This is a genomic window from Methylobacterium sp. C33D, from assembly GCF_053345825.1.
The window spans coordinates 41301-56952 of the sequence record NZ_JBKFAV010000026.1 but is presented as its reverse complement, the minus strand read 5'-3'; the positions used below and the strand labels follow the sequence as shown (position 1 = coordinate 56952).

General features: G+C 67.7%; 10 protein-coding genes. 4 read left to right on the top strand and 6 right to left on the bottom strand.

Features of this window, described 5'->3' with window-relative positions; translation table 11 throughout:
• Positions 1 to 628: 628 nt before the first annotated feature.
• The 3 genes from ACLBXO_RS20605 to ACLBXO_RS20595 all read right to left on the bottom strand — a co-directional run bounded on the left by ACLBXO_RS20605 (position 629) and on the right by ACLBXO_RS20595 (position 3219).
• Complete coding sequence (locus ACLBXO_RS20605) at positions 629 to 1045, bottom strand: BA14K family protein (RefSeq protein WP_447686516.1); 417 nt, start codon at positions 1043 to 1045, stop codon at positions 629 to 631.
• Positions 1046 to 1529: 484 nt separating this feature from the next.
• Positions 1530 to 2345 carry a universal stress protein gene (locus ACLBXO_RS20600; RefSeq protein ID WP_447686515.1) on the bottom strand — a complete coding sequence of 272 codons (816 nt, stop codon included), beginning with the start codon at positions 2343 to 2345 and terminating at the stop codon, positions 1530 to 1532.
• Positions 2346 to 2814: 469 nt separating this feature from the next.
• Complete coding sequence (locus ACLBXO_RS20595) at positions 2815 to 3219, bottom strand: polyhydroxyalkanoic acid system family protein (protein WP_447686514.1); 405 nt, start codon at positions 3217 to 3219, stop codon at positions 2815 to 2817.
• Between the two features lie 673 nt (positions 3220 to 3892).
• On the opposite strand from ACLBXO_RS20595, the gene ACLBXO_RS20590 reads away from it, so the two are divergent.
• The 3 genes from ACLBXO_RS20590 to ACLBXO_RS20580 all read left to right on the top strand — a co-directional run bounded on the left by ACLBXO_RS20590 (position 3893) and on the right by ACLBXO_RS20580 (position 6806).
• Entirely contained in the window at positions 3893 to 4870 is a 978-nt protein-coding gene (locus ACLBXO_RS20590) for a TRAP transporter substrate-binding protein (protein WP_447686513.1), read from the top strand.
• Positions 4871 to 4950: 80 nt separating this feature from the next.
• Positions 4951 to 5505 (top strand): TRAP transporter small permease, encoded by a 555-nt coding sequence (locus ACLBXO_RS20585; protein ID WP_447686512.1) that lies wholly within the window; start codon positions 4951 to 4953, stop codon positions 5503 to 5505.
• Complete coding sequence (locus ACLBXO_RS20580) at positions 5502 to 6806, top strand: TRAP transporter large permease (protein WP_447686511.1); 1305 nt, start codon at positions 5502 to 5504, stop codon at positions 6804 to 6806. Before ACLBXO_RS20585 ends, ACLBXO_RS20580 begins: the two co-directional genes overlap by 4 nt.
• A 477-nt stretch (positions 6807 to 7283) precedes the next feature.
• Here the strand turns inward: ACLBXO_RS20580 and ACLBXO_RS20575 are convergent, their stop codons facing one another.
• Positions 7284 to 7556, bottom strand: coding sequence for a DUF3862 domain-containing protein (locus ACLBXO_RS20575; protein ID WP_447686510.1), 273 nt, complete (start codon positions 7554 to 7556; stop codon positions 7284 to 7286).
• Between the two features lie 52 nt (positions 7557 to 7608).
• Complete coding sequence (locus tag ACLBXO_RS20570) at positions 7609 to 8826, bottom strand: efflux RND transporter periplasmic adaptor subunit (RefSeq protein ID WP_447686509.1); 1218 nt, start codon at positions 8824 to 8826, stop codon at positions 7609 to 7611.
• A 113-nt stretch (positions 8827 to 8939) separates the two neighbouring features.
• Between ACLBXO_RS20570 and ACLBXO_RS20565 the strand changes: the two genes are divergently transcribed.
• Positions 8940 to 12101: an efflux RND transporter permease subunit gene (locus ACLBXO_RS20565; protein WP_447686508.1), complete on the top strand. Its 3162-nt coding sequence runs from the start codon at positions 8940 to 8942 to the stop codon at positions 12099 to 12101.
• 390 nt (positions 12102 to 12491) lie between these two features.
• Here the strand turns inward: ACLBXO_RS20565 and ACLBXO_RS20560 are convergent, their stop codons facing one another.
• The gene (locus ACLBXO_RS20560) at positions 12492 to 15194 is read right to left on the bottom strand and encodes a bifunctional diguanylate cyclase/phosphodiesterase (RefSeq protein ID WP_447686507.1); all 2703 of its coding nucleotides are present in this window, start codon (positions 15192 to 15194) and stop codon (positions 12492 to 12494) included.
• Positions 15195 to 15652: the final 458 nt, after the last annotated feature.

The window sequence follows — 15652 nt, the reverse complement described above, 5'->3', positions numbered from 1 at the left end:
ATGGTCGAAGTGCCTACGGAACGGTTCGGATCGGCGACCGCAGTTCGGCCGCCGGTGTCGCCGCGCCCTGGATACCGTTCAGGCTCGGAGGGCGGCGCCCATCCCGCTCGACAGGTGATCTGTGGTGCGGGGCGCGGGCTTGCAGTCGGAGAAGACCGCAGGCCTGTGGGGACAACCCTGACAGCGCAGAGGGGAGCCCCCGTCACGACGGTCATGCTCGCCGCGTTCTGCCTGCTGATGGCCTCCGACCTCGTTGCCGGCGCGCTGGAGGCCGTCGGATAAGGTCCTGAGACGCCGGCGCTCCCGCGGCGCACGGGTGCCCGGAGCGCCGGCGCCTCAGGTGATGCCCCGGCTCACTGGCCTGCGGGCTTCTCGGCCGGGGGCGCGGCGGCCGGTGCCGGTGCGACGGGGGAAGCCGGGTTGGCCGGTGCCGGTGTCGTAGGGGTAGCCACCGGGCTGGCCGGTGGCGTCTCCGCCTTCTTCTCGTCCTTGCATGCGGCGAGTGCCAGCAGGCCGGCGAGCGGTACGAGGGTGCGCAGACGCATGGTATCCTTGGGGTGAGCGTGTTTTCGGGTGGCGGCCGCATCGCGCCGCCGGATCAGCGAGCGCGGTGGAGCGGTCCGGAAGGTCAGGGGCAAGGGTGGCGTGCGCCGTCGTTGCCCAGGTACGTGCCGCTCGCCGCGTCGTAGGAGCGGAACCGACGGGCACAGGCGGCGACCGTCTCGGCCTCCGCCGCGCCCCGGGCGGCCTGCGCCTGCGAATTGGCGATGGCGCCGCCGATGAGCGCCCCGGCGGCCAAGCCGCCGAGACCCGCGCCGACGGCGCCACCGACACCAGGCCCCCTGCGGTAGCCGTAGCCGCGCCGGTACCCGTCAGGGCGGCCGTAGCGATGGTGCCGATGACCGAAGCGGCGGTACTGGGCGTAGCTCGTCGACAGGGCTCCGGCGGACAACGCCTCGATCGGGCTTCCGGGCGGCTCGGCCATGGCGGGCTGGGCGAGGAGCAATGCCGGGACCGCGACGGTAAGGACGGGAGTGAGCTTCATGTCGAACGATGTCCTTCGGTTCGCAGGGCTGGATTGACTGCGGATAGGCCGGCAGTCGCGTTGAGGATCGGGAACCCATGAGATGACCGATGCCGACGTTCGGTTCGGGCGTTTCGGAAGCCGAGGATTCGGCCGTTGCGGAGTCAGCACCCTGATGGTGGGCACCGGAGCGTTCCCGGTACTTGCCGCGTATCCAGAAACTGCCGTGACAACCGCCGCGGCCTTCGTCCCCCGGTTTCGTGACCGCCTGCCCCGCATGGGCGGGCGGCCTTCGCGTTTCCGCTCCAGACTTATCGGGGGCTCGGGACCTGTGGTCCTCGTTCGGCTCGCCTCTTCGGGAGCCCTCTGCCGTGCCCTCCTTCGGCAAACTGAGATCGTGCCGGTTCAGGCGGGCACCGGTCAGGCCCGAGGGCCGTGTCGGCGCTCGTCGCCCGGGAGCGGCACCATCGCTCCGACCGACCGCTCCGACCGACGTGAACGGCGCTCAATGGCTATAAAGGCAGGGCGTGCGAAGCGTCGTGAGAAGCTCGTGGGTCAGGCTGCCGAACACCAGCTCGCGCATCTTCGAGTGCCCGTAGGCCCCCGCCACCACGAGGTCTGCCGCCTCGTCTCGGACGAGCCTGATCACAGCCTCGACGACGTTTGTCGTCTCCGAAAGCTCGACCCGCTCGCACCGCACGTCGTGGCTCTTCAGGTAAGCCTCGGCCGCCCCGGCGTTTGTCTCCGCCTTCGCCGAGGCGACAGTCAGGAGAAGGACACGTTCCGCCTCCCGCAGCAGCGGCAAGGCGTCCGCGACGGCACGCCGGGCCTCGCGCGTGTCCTTCCATGCGATGACGGCGCATTTGAGGGGCAGGTCATCGAGATCCAACGGTGTGACGAGCACGGGGCGACCCGCGCGCAGGATGATCTCGGCCGGGCTCAGCGCCTGGACGATATCGCCCGGGTCGCCGTCGTCCAGGCCTCGCGCGACCAGCAGGTCGCAGCGCGCGCATTCCGAGACCACGCACTCCAAGGGCTCCCGCTCGTAAACGCGCAACCGGGCCTTGCCGTAACCGCTGGTCATCTCCCGGAAGACCGCCTCCTGTCTGGACAGCTCATCCCGCGCACCGGCGGCGGCCGTCTCGATGATCTGGTTGTCCAGGTACGATCCCTTTCCGTAGATCGAGATCGGAAGCGGGTTCTGCGCCGCAACGCCGGTCAGGCGCGCATCGAAGCGCCTGGCCAGGTTGCAGGCCAGTCGGACCCGTGCCGTAGTGCTGCTGCTGGCATCGAGGCTGACCATGATATTGGAAAGCGTCATGACGACCTGTCAGAGAGCCTGCGAGCATCCGCAGCGAAGCCCAGCATCGGACGACGCTCAATCGCCGCGGACGAAAATATGAGCCTTCGCCAGTGTCGGAGCGGAGACATCGCCGGCTGGGCGTTGAATGGACGTCGACAGCCTAACTGTTTTGGTGTTCGCATCGAGTCCGTGCGAACCCGTCCTGCCGTCAGGATAACCCCTACGCATCGTCGCGAAAATCGGGGTGTCTGGCCGGCAATCGGCGGTCCAATCGTCGGCCTACGCTGACGCAGGCGCCAAGCATTCTGAATGTGAGGCGGTCCTGGTGACGGCGTCTCGCGCTCGGCGCCTGATCCGGACGACTTCACTCGTCAGCAGACGGCGTGTTCGCTGCGCAAGGGGATACCGATTGTGTGCCGCCGTCCCACTCTGGCACGCGCGTGGGCATCCGGCGCGCCTTGGTCGACGATTTGATCCTGTTCCAGCTTCAGCTGCGCTTCGCGGCCGCGATGTACCGGCAATCTGGCATGGCAGAACCCGGCCGCCCACCGAAGTGAGCAACTTCGTCTGAAGCTCCTCCTTCCGAGGCGAGGGAGTGTGCAACGTAGTGCGTCGCCAACGCGCGGATGAGCGGTGCAAACGCACCGATCGACCACGGCAGGGTCCCTTCGAGCCAGAGACTGTCGGCAGCCACGCAGAGGTTGCCGCTCAGGTTTTGGCCGAGCACGCGTGCGGCGAAGGTGCGGCTGCCTTCGAACCAGTCCGTCGTCGCGACGCGGACGTTTCGTTTCTCAAGCCGGCGCAGCACCGGTCCCAGCCGCTGATCCAAGCGGCGCCGGACTTCGGCGACGCTCAGATGATGAGGGATCGCGAGTGTGAAGTGCTTCGGCATCAGCCTTCCCATTGTGGACGGATCACGGATCCGTGAGGTCCGGTTAATGCCCAGTCACCGCCTCGGCGCGGGAGCCATATGGGCAGGCTTGCTGCCGTACCTCCCGACACGAGATCGCGCCGATGTCAGGTTTGTCCTGACACGACTGCGGTCTTCTCCAGCTATGTATGTGCCTCCTCGCGACAAATCTCCCGCCTGTGCCGCACCGGAGAGACCGCGGTACCGAGTCAGCCGTTATGATCTCCGGCGTGAAACGGATCTTCGCCCGGCTGGCGATCTGCTGGCCATCCGTTGGCAGCTCCCGACTCCGAGACATTCGGGAGGGTTCTGCACCACGAATCTGAGGTGGCGGGCGACCAGATCGAGGCGCCTCGACGATCTGTCGAGCGGGAGCGATCGAACCCGCCGGGGCCCGATATTCGCCCACTGACCTGCTTGTAGTAAAAGCAGGCCATCATCGCAGTCGTTCGGGGACACGCGGCCGGGGCTGATCTTGGCTCCGGCATCGATCTCACCTTCAATCACGGCAGATGACGACAGAGCTGGCGCGAGGCGACAATCACCGCTTGTCATCTGAGGAATTGTATTCAAAACTCAAATGATCGATCCCGGATGGGATACGGCGAGCAGGTCGGAAAAACCGGCCGCGCGCAAAGCACTTGGAGGAAGCGTCGTGAAGCTTTTCAGGACGACCCTGTTCGTCGCCGCGCTGGCGCTCGTGGCGAATACGGCGATTGCCCAGGTCGAGGTCAAGCTCGGCCATGTCGGCGAGCCCGGCTCGCTGTTCGATCAGACGACCGCGGAATTTGCCCAGCGCGCGAATACGAAGCTCGCCGGGAAGGCCAAGGTGGTCGTGTTCGGGTCCAGCCAGCTCGGCAGCGACGACGAGATGCTGAAGAAGCTCAAGCTCGGCACCCTCGATCTCGCCCTGCCCTCCACGGTGATGACCACGGTGGCGCCCGAATTCGGGCTGTTCGAGATGCCCTACCTCGTCAAGGACCGGGCCCATGCGGCCAAGATCCGCGACGCGATCATCAAGCCGGTCCTCGCGCCCATCGCCGCCAAGGCGGGCTACACGATCATCGCCACCTGGGAGAACGGGTTCCGCCAGATCACGAACAGCAAGCGCCCGATCAAGGAGCCCGCGGATCTCAAGGGGATCAAGCTCCGGGTGCCGAAGGGCGTGTGGCGCGTGAAGATGTTCCAGGCCTACGACGCGACGCCGAGCCCGATGGCGTTCTCGGAGGTCTTCGTGGCGCTCCAGACCGGCGTTATGGATGGCCAGGAGAACCCCCTGGCGCAGATCTACCCGGCCCGCTTCCAAGAGGTTCAGAAGTACCTCTCGCTCACCGGCCACGTCTACACGCCGGCCTACCTCATCGCCGGGCGCCGCTGGAAGGGCCTGCCCGAGGACGTGCGCAAGGCACTGGAGGAGACCGCCGTCGAGATGGAGCCCCGGGCGCTCGAAATCGCCGCCAAACTCGACGACGACCTGCTCGGCAAACTCAAGGCGGCGGGCATGCAGGTGAACGAAGCGGACAAGAAGGCTTTCATCGACGCGTCGAAGCCGGTCTACGACGAGTTCTCCAAGGACGTCCCCGGCGGTCGCGAGCTGATCGACAAGGCGCTGGCCCTCGGCAACGGATCCTGATCCGCCACCCCACCGGATACCGATCCCTGCACGTCCCGATCCCGTCCAGGCGGGATCGCGCGGGAGCCTGAGACCCACGCATGCAAACCGTCCGCCGCTGGTTCGACCGCTGTCTGGAGGCCATCGCGGCGCTCCTGATGGCGGCGCTGACGATCATCCTCGTCCTGGGCTTCGTCTACCGGTTCCTCGGTATGTCGTTGGTCTGGTACGATGAGGTCGCGTCGATCGGGCTCGCCTGGCTCACCTATTACGGCAGTGCGCTCGCGGCGCATCGCGGGGCGCATATCGGCTTCCCCGGCATCGTCAACGCGTTCCCGCCGGGGCTGCGCGTCGCCGTCACCCTGGTGGCCGAAGCCATCGTGATCGGCTTCTTCCTGCTGTTGGCCGTCTACGGGACGGAGGTCGTCATGGTCCTCCAGGGCTCGACGCTGGTGTCGCTGCCCGCCGTCTCCCAGACGGTCACGCAGTCCGTGATCCCGATCGCCTCGGTCCTGTTCATCGTCGCCGAGCTGCTGCGCCTGCCGGAGGTGATCCACGACGCCCGCACCGGAGGGTTTGAGGACCATGAACTGAAGGAAGCGCTGGGCTCGACCGACTCGGCGCGGGAACCCGCACTCGGGAAGGCCCGGTCATGACCGCACTCCTGGTCTGCATGTTCTGCGGCCTGTTCGGGATGGTGCTCCTGAACGTGCCCATCGCGGTGGCGCTGGGCGTCGTGGCGGTGGCCGCCATGTGGTTCACGCAAGGAGCCGATTCGCTGCCGAACGCCGCCCTGGTCATGTTCGAGGGGGCGACGAACTTTCCGCTGCTCGCCATCCCGCTGTTCATTTTCGCGGGCGGCATCATGAACTCGTCGTCGATCTCGCGGCGGCTGGTGAATCTCGCCTCCGCCATGCTGGGCTTCGTCCGCGGCGGCCTCGCGATGGTGACCATCGGCGCCTCGATGTTCTTCGCAGAGATCTCCGGCTCGGCGGTGGCCGGCGTGGCAGCCCTGGGCACGCTCCTGATCCCGGCGATGAAGAGCCGGGGCTACTCGAAGGAGTTCTCCGCAGCGGTGTCCTCGTCGTCGGCGAGCCTCGCGATCATCCTTCCCCCCTCGATCCCGATGATCCTCTACGCCGTCATGGCGCAGGTCTCGGTGGTGAAGATGTTCATCTCCGGCCTGCTCCCGGGTCTGCTCGGTGCGGCCGGCCTCGCCTTGGCGAGCTACGGCTACGCGCGCAAGTACGACTTCCCGGTCGAGCAGGGCTTCTCGCTGGCGGTGCTGAGAACAGCCCTGCGCGAGGCGCTCTGGGCGCTGATGCTGCCGGTCATCATCCTGGGCGGGATCTTCGGCGGCTTCGTCACGGCCACCGAGGGGGCCGCCGTCGCGGTCGTGGCGGCACTGCTGATCGCCACGCTGGTCTACCGCGAACTCTCCCTGGCAGATCTCTACAAGGCGCTGGTCGACGCGGCCATCCAGACCGCGGTCGTGATGCTGTTGGTGGCGGCGTCGGCGCTGATCGGGGTCCTGCTCACCGAGGCGCAGGTGCCGCAGGCCCTCGCCCGGTCGATCCAGAGCTACACCACCAATCCCTATCTGGTCCTGCTGCTGCTCAACGTCCTGTTCCTGATCCTCGGCATGTTCCTGCACTCGGCGGCCGCTATCATCCTGACGGTGCCGATCGTGCTGCCGCTGATCCAGCAGGTCGGCATCGATCCGGTCCATTTCGGGCTGGTTCTCACCCTGAACCTCGCCATCGGGCAGCAGACCCCGCCGGTGGCCTCCGTGCTGATCGCCGCCTGCGCCATCGCCAAGGCGGACATCTGGGAAACCACCAAGGTCAATCTCGGCTATATCGGCGTGCTGCTCATGGTGCTGCTGATCTGCACCTACCTGCCCTGGCTCGCCCTGGCGCCGATCCACTGGTTCTACGGCGCGGCCGCGGGGGGTTGAGGGGCGCCCGCGGCCGCGCCGGGGCTGCGGGTACCGGCGCGTCCGGCGGGCAGGGCCTGAGAGCGTGACCGGATCCGCCCGCGGCCCGAGGAAGGCGGGCATCGGACGGCACGGCGCGCCGCGGCGGACCCGGCAAACGGCAGTCTACCCACGCCGTCGGGGCGTGGAGCGCTCCTTTGCCAGCCACCCGTTTCCGCAGGCTCGTCAACGACTCCGAGCGCTGTGCCGGCACACTGGCGGACCTGCACCGCGTCGCTTTCGCCCGCCCCATGCCCAGACAGGCCGCTCGTCGCGCCACAGATTCCCAGCAGACCCTCGCGCCGATGGCGCTGACCACCGGAGATCATTCACGCGATGGGGGGGATGGGCCAAGCTGTCCGGCAATTATTTGCGGTCAGGTGCGCGATGGGGTGTCGGAAGCCATCCCCCTGCTCCATCCAGGCCGAGCAGACAGGTAGTAAAAACGGCAAGGATAACTCAATCCGGGCGCAGGCCGAGTTGCGACTTATCGGTGAGCCGGTCATTGCGAAATGTGATCGTGAGATTGGCGCCGTACGATCCGCGCCCGAGCCAGGAATACGTCGCGCGCCGGACGTCCCCGATGAGCAGGTGGGAAACCCGCCGGCCGTCGCACCCCAGACGGGAGCGCACCTGCCGATATGTCATCCCCCGTGCGAGAGAGGCGTACTGCGCGCGGTCGACGCGGCAGCCTGTCCGCGATGCGGCCCATATCGGCGTGACGGATGCCATCTGAAGCAGGGCCGAGACCAGTGCGACAGCGAGTGAGAATCGCATCGTCCGGTCAGCCCGGGTTGCCCGCGGCACGCCGATCGGCGCCCGGCGCTTGAGGCTCGACCGCAGCCCCGGCATCCGCGGACCGGATCTCCACTCTGAGGTTCTCTCGCATGTCCTGGAGGTGATCGGTCACCACCCGCTCGCCGGCCCTGAGCCCGGTCAGGATCGCGGTCGCGTCGCCGAAGCTGTCGCCGGTGGTCACGGGCTTCTGGCGCACCACGCCCTCATCGTCCACGACGTAGACGATCTGCTGGGCGAGCCGCGCCGACAGCGCGACCGTCGGGACCAAGAGCTTCTCCTCGGTGCCGGTCTTGACCCGGGCACGGACGAACTGACCGGGCAGGAAGCGCTCGTCGGTGTTCGGCAGCAGCGCGCGCACGAGGCGCCGGGCGGTGCGGGGATCGAACCGATTGTCGAGCTGGTAGACCTTGGCGTCGCGCACCGGCTTGCCGGCCTCGTCCAGCACCTCCACGCTCACGGGCCCGTTCTGCATCGCCTCGCGCAGAGCCTCGGAATCCTCGGAAGACAGGGCCATCTGCACGTCGATGGGGTCGAGCTGCACCACGCTGACCAGCTCCGTCTGGTTCTCGATGACGAGGTCGCCGGGGTTGATGATCGACAGGCTCGCCCGCCCATCGAAGGGTGCGTTGACCACCGCGTAGTCGAGGTTGAGGTTCTGCCGGGCAATCGCGGCCTCGGCCCCCTGGACCTGCGCCGAAGCCGAGGCCGCGTTCGACTGGAGCTGCTGCAGCCGCTGCTCGGAGGCGTAGCCCTTGTCGGCCAGGGTGTCGGTGCGGCTCACCTCGGCCTGGGCGAATTGGAGCTGCGCCTTGGCCTGCGCCTCCTGCGCCTTGGCCTGGGCCAGCGCCACCTGGAACGGGCGCGGATCGATCCGGAACAGCACCTGTCCCTTCTTCACGTGGCTGCCCGGCTCGAAGGGACGCTCGGTGACGTTGCCGGTCACCCGGGCCTGCAGGGCCGCGTCCTGGGGCGCGATGATCGTGCCCGTGTAGGTGAAGCTGATCGGCACGGATTCCGTCCGCGCCGCCACGACTGTCACGGCGAGGGTCGGTTCGGTCTCGGCGGTCGCGGCGGGCTTGTCCGACCCCGGCAGAGCGGCCATCACGGCGGACGGCTGCGGCCGGCCCAGGGCCAACCAGCCACCCGCCGCCAGGACCAGGGCTGCCCCGCAGCCGAGCAATCCGTATCGCACCCCCGCCCGCACGCCGTCCGCTCCCCTTTGCGGCGCTGCGCGCGCCGGACCGGACAGGGAACACGCCAAACGCGCTCGCGTTGCACGCCCGGTCCTCGTGGCCCTCCCCGCAGCGCCGAGGTGCGATGTTCGCCCGCTTCGTCGACCGGCCGATCCTGGCGGCCGTCATCTCGGTGCTGATCACCCTGATCGGCGCCGTGGCCGGCCTGACCCTGCCGATCGCGCAGTTCCCCGAGATCGCGCCGCCAATCATCAACATCCAGGCGACCTATCCGGGTGCCAGCGCGCAGCAGGCCTACGACGCGGTCACGACGCCCCTGGAGCAGGAGATCAACGGCGCCCAGCACCTGCTCTACATCGCCTCGACCAGCAACACCGACGGCAGCGTCAACCTCGACGCCACCTTCGAGATCGGCTCCGACCTCGACGCCGCCGCCGCCGAGGTGCTGACCCGCGCCAACCGGGCCGAGGCGAAGCTTCCGGCCTCGGTGCGCGCGCAGGGTCTGGAGATCCAGAAGAGCTCCCGCCAGCGGCTCGGCAACATCGTGCTCTACGCCGATCCGGGCGCGCCCTACGACGAGCTGTTCCTGGCCAACTGGGCCGAGACCCAGGTGATCAAGCCACTGCGCCGGGTCGACGGCATGGGCCGGATCCAGAACTTCTCCCAGAAGCGCTACGCCATGCGCCTGTGGCTCGATCCGGTGAAGATGGAGGCGCTCGCGATCAGCCCCGACGCGGTCATCAAGGCCGTGAGCCAGCAGAACGAGCAGATCACCACCGGCTCCCTCGGCAAGCCGCCGACCGACGGCAAGCCCACCGCCTTCGAGCTGCAGGTCGTGACCCAGGGACGGCTCAGCCAGCCCCAGGAATTCGCAAACATCCTGCTGCGGGCGAACCCCGACGGCTCCGTGGTCCGGGTCCGCGACGTGGCGCGGGTGGAATTGGGTTCGGAGCAGTACGGCGTGCGATCGAGCTTCGACGGGCAGCCCTCGGCGACGCTCGGCCTCTACCAGACGCCCGGCGCCAACGCCGTCCACGTCATGGACGGCGTGAAGGCCACCATGGCCGAGCTGGCGCAGCGCTTCCCGCCCGGGCTCAGATACAAGATCGCCCTCGACCGCACCGAGTTCGTCCGGGAGGCGATCCGCGAGGTGGTGCACACCCTGTTCGAGGCGCTGATCCTCGTCGTGGTGGTCACCTACCTGTTCCTGCAGAACTGGCGCGCGACGCTGATCCCCTCGATCGCCGTGCCGGTCGCGCTGGTCGGGACCTTCGGGCCGATGGCGCTGCTCGGCTTCTCGTTCAACACCCTGAGCCTGCTCGGCATGGTGCTGGCGGTCGGCCTCGTGGTCGACGACGCGATCATCGTTGTCGAGAATACCGAGCGGCTGATGGACGAGGGGATGGAGCCGCGCCCGGCCTCCCGGGAGGCGGTGAACGAGGTCGCCGGCCCGGTGATCGCCACCACCCTGGTGCTGGCGGCCCTGTTCGTGCCGGTGGCCTTCATCCCGGGCCTGACCGGCCAGCTCTACAACCAGTTCGCCCTGACCATCGCGATCTCGGTGATGATCTCGGCCGTGGTCTCGCTGACCCTGACGCCGGCGCTCTGCGGCCTGATCCTGAAGCACCGCCCTGAGGGCGCCGGGGCCCACCGGAGTCGGTGGAGGGCGCCGCTGCGCTGGTTCAACCGGATGCTGGAGCGGGCCGCGGGCCTCCTCACCGCGATCATCGGCCGGCTCACCCGCCACCTGGCGCTGGTCGGCCTCGCCTTCGCGGTCTTCGCGGCGCTCACCGTGCTCCTCGTGATGCAGCGCCCGACCGGCTTCGTCCCGAACGAGGACCAGGGCTACTTCTTCGCCGACGTCGCCCTGCCCAAGGGCGCCGCGGTGGCGCGCACCGACCGGATGGTCGAGCGGCTCGGCAGGAGCCTGCGGGACATGCCGGAGGTCGATCACACGATCGGCGTCGTCGGCCGCAGCATCCTCGCCGACGCGGTGGCGCCGTTCTACGGGTTCCAGATCCCGGTCCTGAAGCCCTGGGGCGAGCGGGCGGCCTCGGCCGACGCCATCATCGCCCGCGTGCAGAAGGAATTCCGGCACGATCCGGACGGGAAGGTGCGGGTGGTCAACCCGTCGCCGCTGCCCGGCCTCGGCACCCGCAGCGGCCTGACGCTGGAGATCCAGGACCGCAGCGGCGCGGGCGGCATCAAGCTCGCCGAGGCGGCCCAGCGCTTCATCGACGAGATGGAGAAAAGCCCCAACATCGCCCAGGCGCTCCCGACGACGAGCTACGGCGTGCCGCAGATCCGCCTGGAGATCGACCGGGCCAAGGCCGAGCAGCTCGGCGTGCCCCTCCAGAACCTGTTCGACGCGCTCGGGACCTATGTCGGGTCGAGCTTCGTCAACCTCTTCAACCGCTTCGGCTTCGTCTATCAGGTCTACGTGCAGAGCGAGGCCACGGGACGGCGCACGATCCAGGATCTGGAGGCCCTGCCGGTCCTCAACAGCCGGGGCGCGCCGGTGCGGATCGGCTCGCTGGTGCGGGCGGAGTTCACCACCGGGCCCACCGCGGTCCTATCCTACAACACCTATCCGGCCATCGAGGTGGCGATCGAGGTGGCGTCCAGCGCGAGTTCCGGCACGGTGCTCAAGGAGGTCGAGGCCCTGGCCAAGAGCCGACTGCCCAGCGACTACGCGGTGGAATGGACCGATGTCGCCTATCAGGAGAAGGTCGCGGGCGGCTACGCGCCGCTGATCTTCGGGCTCGGCGTCCTGATGATCTTCCTGCTGCTCGCCGGGCAGTACGAGTCGTTGCGCCTGCCCTTCGTGATCCTGCTCGCGACGCCGATCGCGATCTTCGGCGCGATCGGCTTCCTGGCGGTGCGCGGGCTCGAACTCGACATATTCGGCCAGATCGGGTTGTTGCTGCTCGTGGGGCTGGCCGCCAAGAATTCGATCTTGCTCGTCTCCTTCGCGGAGGATCTGCGCCGCCAGGGTGAGGACGCCCTGAAAGCGGCGCAGGACGCGGCGCGCCTGCGCATGCGCCCGATCCTCATGACCTCCTTCGCGTTCATCACCGGATCGATCCCGCTGGCCATCGCGAGCGGTGCCGGAGCGCATGCCCGCGTCTCCATGGGCACGGTGGTGATCGGCGGGCTGGTCGTGGCAACCTTCATCACCCTGTTCATCACGCCGACCTTCTACGTCGCCTTCGAGCGGCTGCTCGGGCGCGGCGACGCTGCCGGGGAGACGCCTGGGAGCGGAGTCGCGGCTCAGCCTGCCGAGTAGAGCGGCGGCGCCGCTCCGAAGGCGGTGCCCGCCCTCGCGAAGGGTCCGCTCCGGAGCGACCGGCGGCTCTCGGCCGTCTCCTGCCTGGTCCGTCGGCCCGCTCCGGGCCACGATGCTGGGAAGCCGACGGGCATCCACATCCGCTCCACGCCGATCTGGGCAGGCCGTCCATCGGCAAGTCGATCGCTCTCAGCGTGATCCGACAGGCGGCGTCCGGCTCAACGCGTCGTTGAGATTGCGGGAATCGAGATCGTGACGCGTACATAGATCGTGATTGAGCGCCGCTTCGAGATCTTTCGAGATCTTCTGCATCGCGATCCGTGAATCGGCCAGTCGATCTGGCTTGCGCGCACGCCATCTTTGATTGGGGCGGCGCAACGCGGAGCTCCGCTAGGCGACCTGGAGGTCACAAGCGAGGTCGACCAGCGGGCGGTAAGAGGCGATCGGTTGCGGCTTGCCGCGCAGATAGCCTTGGATCTCCGCACAACCGTGTTGCCGTAAGAAGGTCAGCTGCCCCTCGGTCTCGACGCCTTCCGCAATGACCGGAATGTCTAAGCTCTCGCCGAGACTGAGGATTGCCCGGACGATCGCCCCGCCCTTGCTGGTCACGCCGATCTGCCACACGAACGACCGATCGATCTTGATCTTGTCGAACGGAAAAGCTTCCAATGTGGCAAGTGATGAGTATCCCGTTCCGAAGTCATCCATCGAGATGCGCACGCCGAGCGCCTTCAGGTCGCGCAGCATCTCCTGCGCGCGCGCCGAGCCCTTCAGGAACAGGCTTTCGGTCACCTCGATCTCGAGACGGTCGGCCTCCAGCCCGGTCTCCGCGAGCACTGCAGCGACGACGTCGCACAGGGCGGCCTGCTGGAGCTGCGCGATCGAGAGATTGACGGCGATGCCGAGGGGAACGGCCCAACGCACCGCCTCTCGGCAAGCCTCACGGAGCACCCACTCGCCGAGCGGGAGGATCGCCCCTGTCTCCTCGGCCAGGGGGATGAACTCCGCCGGCGAAATCGTTCCGCGGGTCGGGTGGGTCCATCTCAGGAGCGCCTCGAAGCCGCAGGCGCGATCCGAGGCGACCCTGAACTGGGGCTGGTAGTGCAGTTCGAACTGACCCGTCCCGATGGCCGCGCGCAGGTCCAGAGCCAATCGTTGCCGCTCGAAGGCCACCTTATCCATCTCCGCCTCGAAAAAGCGGTAGGTGCCCTTGCTCTCCTTCTTGGCGCGCACGAGCGCCATATCGGAAGCGGATAGCAGCGCCTCGTAAGTGTCGCCATCGTGCGGGAAGAGGGCGATGCCGACACTGCAACTGACGGAATACCGCAGCTCACCGTCGGCGTAGGGCGCTGAGATCGCCTCGATGATAGCCTGGGCCCTCGCGGCAGCTTGCCCGGTGGTCGCGAGATCCGTCGCCAGCACCGCGAATTCGTCGCCACCGAGGCGGGCGACCGCGCCGCGCGCGCCGACCAAGTCCTTCAGGCGTCCGGCGACCTCGACCAGCAGGCGGTCTCCGGCCGGATGGCCGAAGAGATCGTTGACCTGCTTGAAGCCGTCGAGATCGAGACAGAGAAGGGCCACATCCCCGGCCCGATCGGCGCTGGCGGCCAGTTCGAGCTCGACGACCTCCTCGAAATGCAGACGGTTCGGCAATTGGGTCAGAACGTCGTGCCGCGCGAGGAAGCGCAGACGCGCTTCGCTCCGACGGCGCTCCGTGATGTCCTCATGCGTCGAGATCCAGCCTCCGTCCGGGAGGAGCACACGGAGAACGCTGATGTCCCGATCGTCGGTCATATGAACGACGCTCGCCGTGTCCGAAGGTACGCGGGGTAAGGGTGGCGTCAGCACCGCATCCCAGGCCCCCCCCGCGCCGCGGTGTTGCGCGAGGACGAAACTGCGCAGATCCTCGGCCCTCGTGCCGGGTTGCCGAAGGTGATCGGGGATCGCGTAGAGACCGGCGAAACGCTCGTTCAAGATGACGAGCCGTGCGTCGGCGTCGAAGAGGCATAGTCCCTGGACCATGTTGTCGAGCGCGACGCCGAACCGTTCGTAATGGGCGCGCAAGTCGCGCTCGCTGCGGGCGCGTTCCTCGGCGCTCGCGATCCGCCGCTCGGCGCTCGCGCCCCGAAGAAAGAGCCGAAACAGGGCCGCGATGCAAACCAGAAGGAGGGCTGTTGCTGAACCGACCGCGAGCGCCTGCCTGCGGAAGGCGGCCAAGCACGCTTTCGTCGTGCGACTGATGCTGAGGATGAGCGGGTAGCTGGCCAGCGCCTTCGTCGCGATGATGCGTTCCTGATCGTCGACAGGGCTCACGTTGCGCATCACGCCGCCCTGGGGACTCTTCTGGGCGATCAGCGCGGCCCCCGTGGTCGGCAGGATCTTTCCGATCACGTTTTCCCGAGAGGGGTGGCGGACGAGCAGCATCCCGTCCTGGCGGAAGACCGAGACAACCGCGTCGTCGGTCGGCGCGATCTGCCGGTACAGGCGTTCGAAATAACCGAGTTCGATCGCGCCGAGCACGAGGCCGAGGAACGTCCCGTCGGGCGCCGTGACCTTCCGCGCGATGTAGATCGTCCAGGCACCGTCGCCGCGGTTCCGAACCGGCTGGCTGATGAACCGTTGCAGCTTCGGGTCCGAAGCGAGCGCCTTGAAGTAATCACGATCTGCGATGTTGACGTTCGGGATCGGCCAGAAGCGGCTGAAGTTCAGGAGCCGGCCGGTATGATCGACGATCGTGACCGCGTTGACCTGCGGCAAGGCCGCCACGCGGGCTCTGAGGGCCTCGTGTAAGTCGTGCCGGCTCGCCGCTGCCGCGTACTCTGAGGGCGTTGCGACCTGTGCGCCGGCCATATCCCCGATGATGGCTTCTTGAACGATTTCGAGGGCTTGGAGCGAGCGATCGGCCTGATCAGCGAGGATCGTTGAGAGGCCGACGAGGTTGCGTTCGGTATCCTGCAGCGCCTGACCGTACATGTCGGCGATCAAGACGATCCCGCCTGACGCAATCGCGATGGCGAGAACGACAAGCGACGTGACGAGGGCGGCGTATGACCGATCGGGCGATCCGAACATCACTGCGGTGCCGGCCCTCATTATGCAAACTTCTCCGGCGCGGAAGCGAAAGACGGAAGCGAAAACTGGGGCATGATCCGATTGGGCGCGCAATTTCCAGGCTTTCGCACACGTTCAGGCTCTTGCCGTCCAGCGCGTGGAGCTTGGTCGTCGTGTCCGCGTCAGAAAACAGAGCAGGGCGACCGGCTCTGGCAGATGATCATCCGAGCCATCTTGCGGCTGGCCTCGGGGCGGCCGGGTGCGCCACGCCGCACATAAGTCGCACACAATCGACTAATGCATCGTTGCTATGCTGACACGGCCGCGTCCGGGCAACGCCGATAGCGGTCCGAACGACCGCGTCGGGTGGCATGCGGAATGACCGCTCGGGGTGGATTTCCGCCGGTCCGCTTCCGCCCGTAGCTGGGGCGGGAGCGGACGTTCGCGGGTTCAGCCGATTCATGGCGCGACGACGACGCTGCTCATGAGCAGCCGACCTC

Coding starts and splice junctions, on each gene's coding strand:
- ACLBXO_RS20595 (WP_447686514.1), bottom strand. CDS start 3,219: ATGCCGAAGCACTTCACACTCGCGATCCCTCATCATCTGAGCGTCGCC.
- ACLBXO_RS20565 (WP_447686508.1), top strand. CDS start 8,940: ATGTTCGCCCGCTTCGTCGACCGGCCGATCCTGGCGGCCGTCATCTCG.
- ACLBXO_RS20605 (WP_447686516.1), bottom strand. CDS start 1,045: ATGAAGCTCACTCCCGTCCTTACCGTCGCGGTCCCGGCATTGCTCCTC.
- ACLBXO_RS20560 (WP_447686507.1), bottom strand. CDS start 15,194: ATGAGGGCCGGCACCGCAGTGATGTTCGGATCGCCCGATCGGTCATAC.
- ACLBXO_RS20580 (WP_447686511.1), top strand. CDS start 5,502: ATGACCGCACTCCTGGTCTGCATGTTCTGCGGCCTGTTCGGGATGGTG.
- ACLBXO_RS20575 (WP_447686510.1), bottom strand. CDS start 7,556: ATGGCATCCGTCACGCCGATATGGGCCGCATCGCGGACAGGCTGCCGC.
- ACLBXO_RS20585 (WP_447686512.1), top strand. CDS start 4,951: ATGCAAACCGTCCGCCGCTGGTTCGACCGCTGTCTGGAGGCCATCGCG.
- ACLBXO_RS20600 (WP_447686515.1), bottom strand. CDS start 2,345: ATGACGCTTTCCAATATCATGGTCAGCCTCGATGCCAGCAGCAGCACT.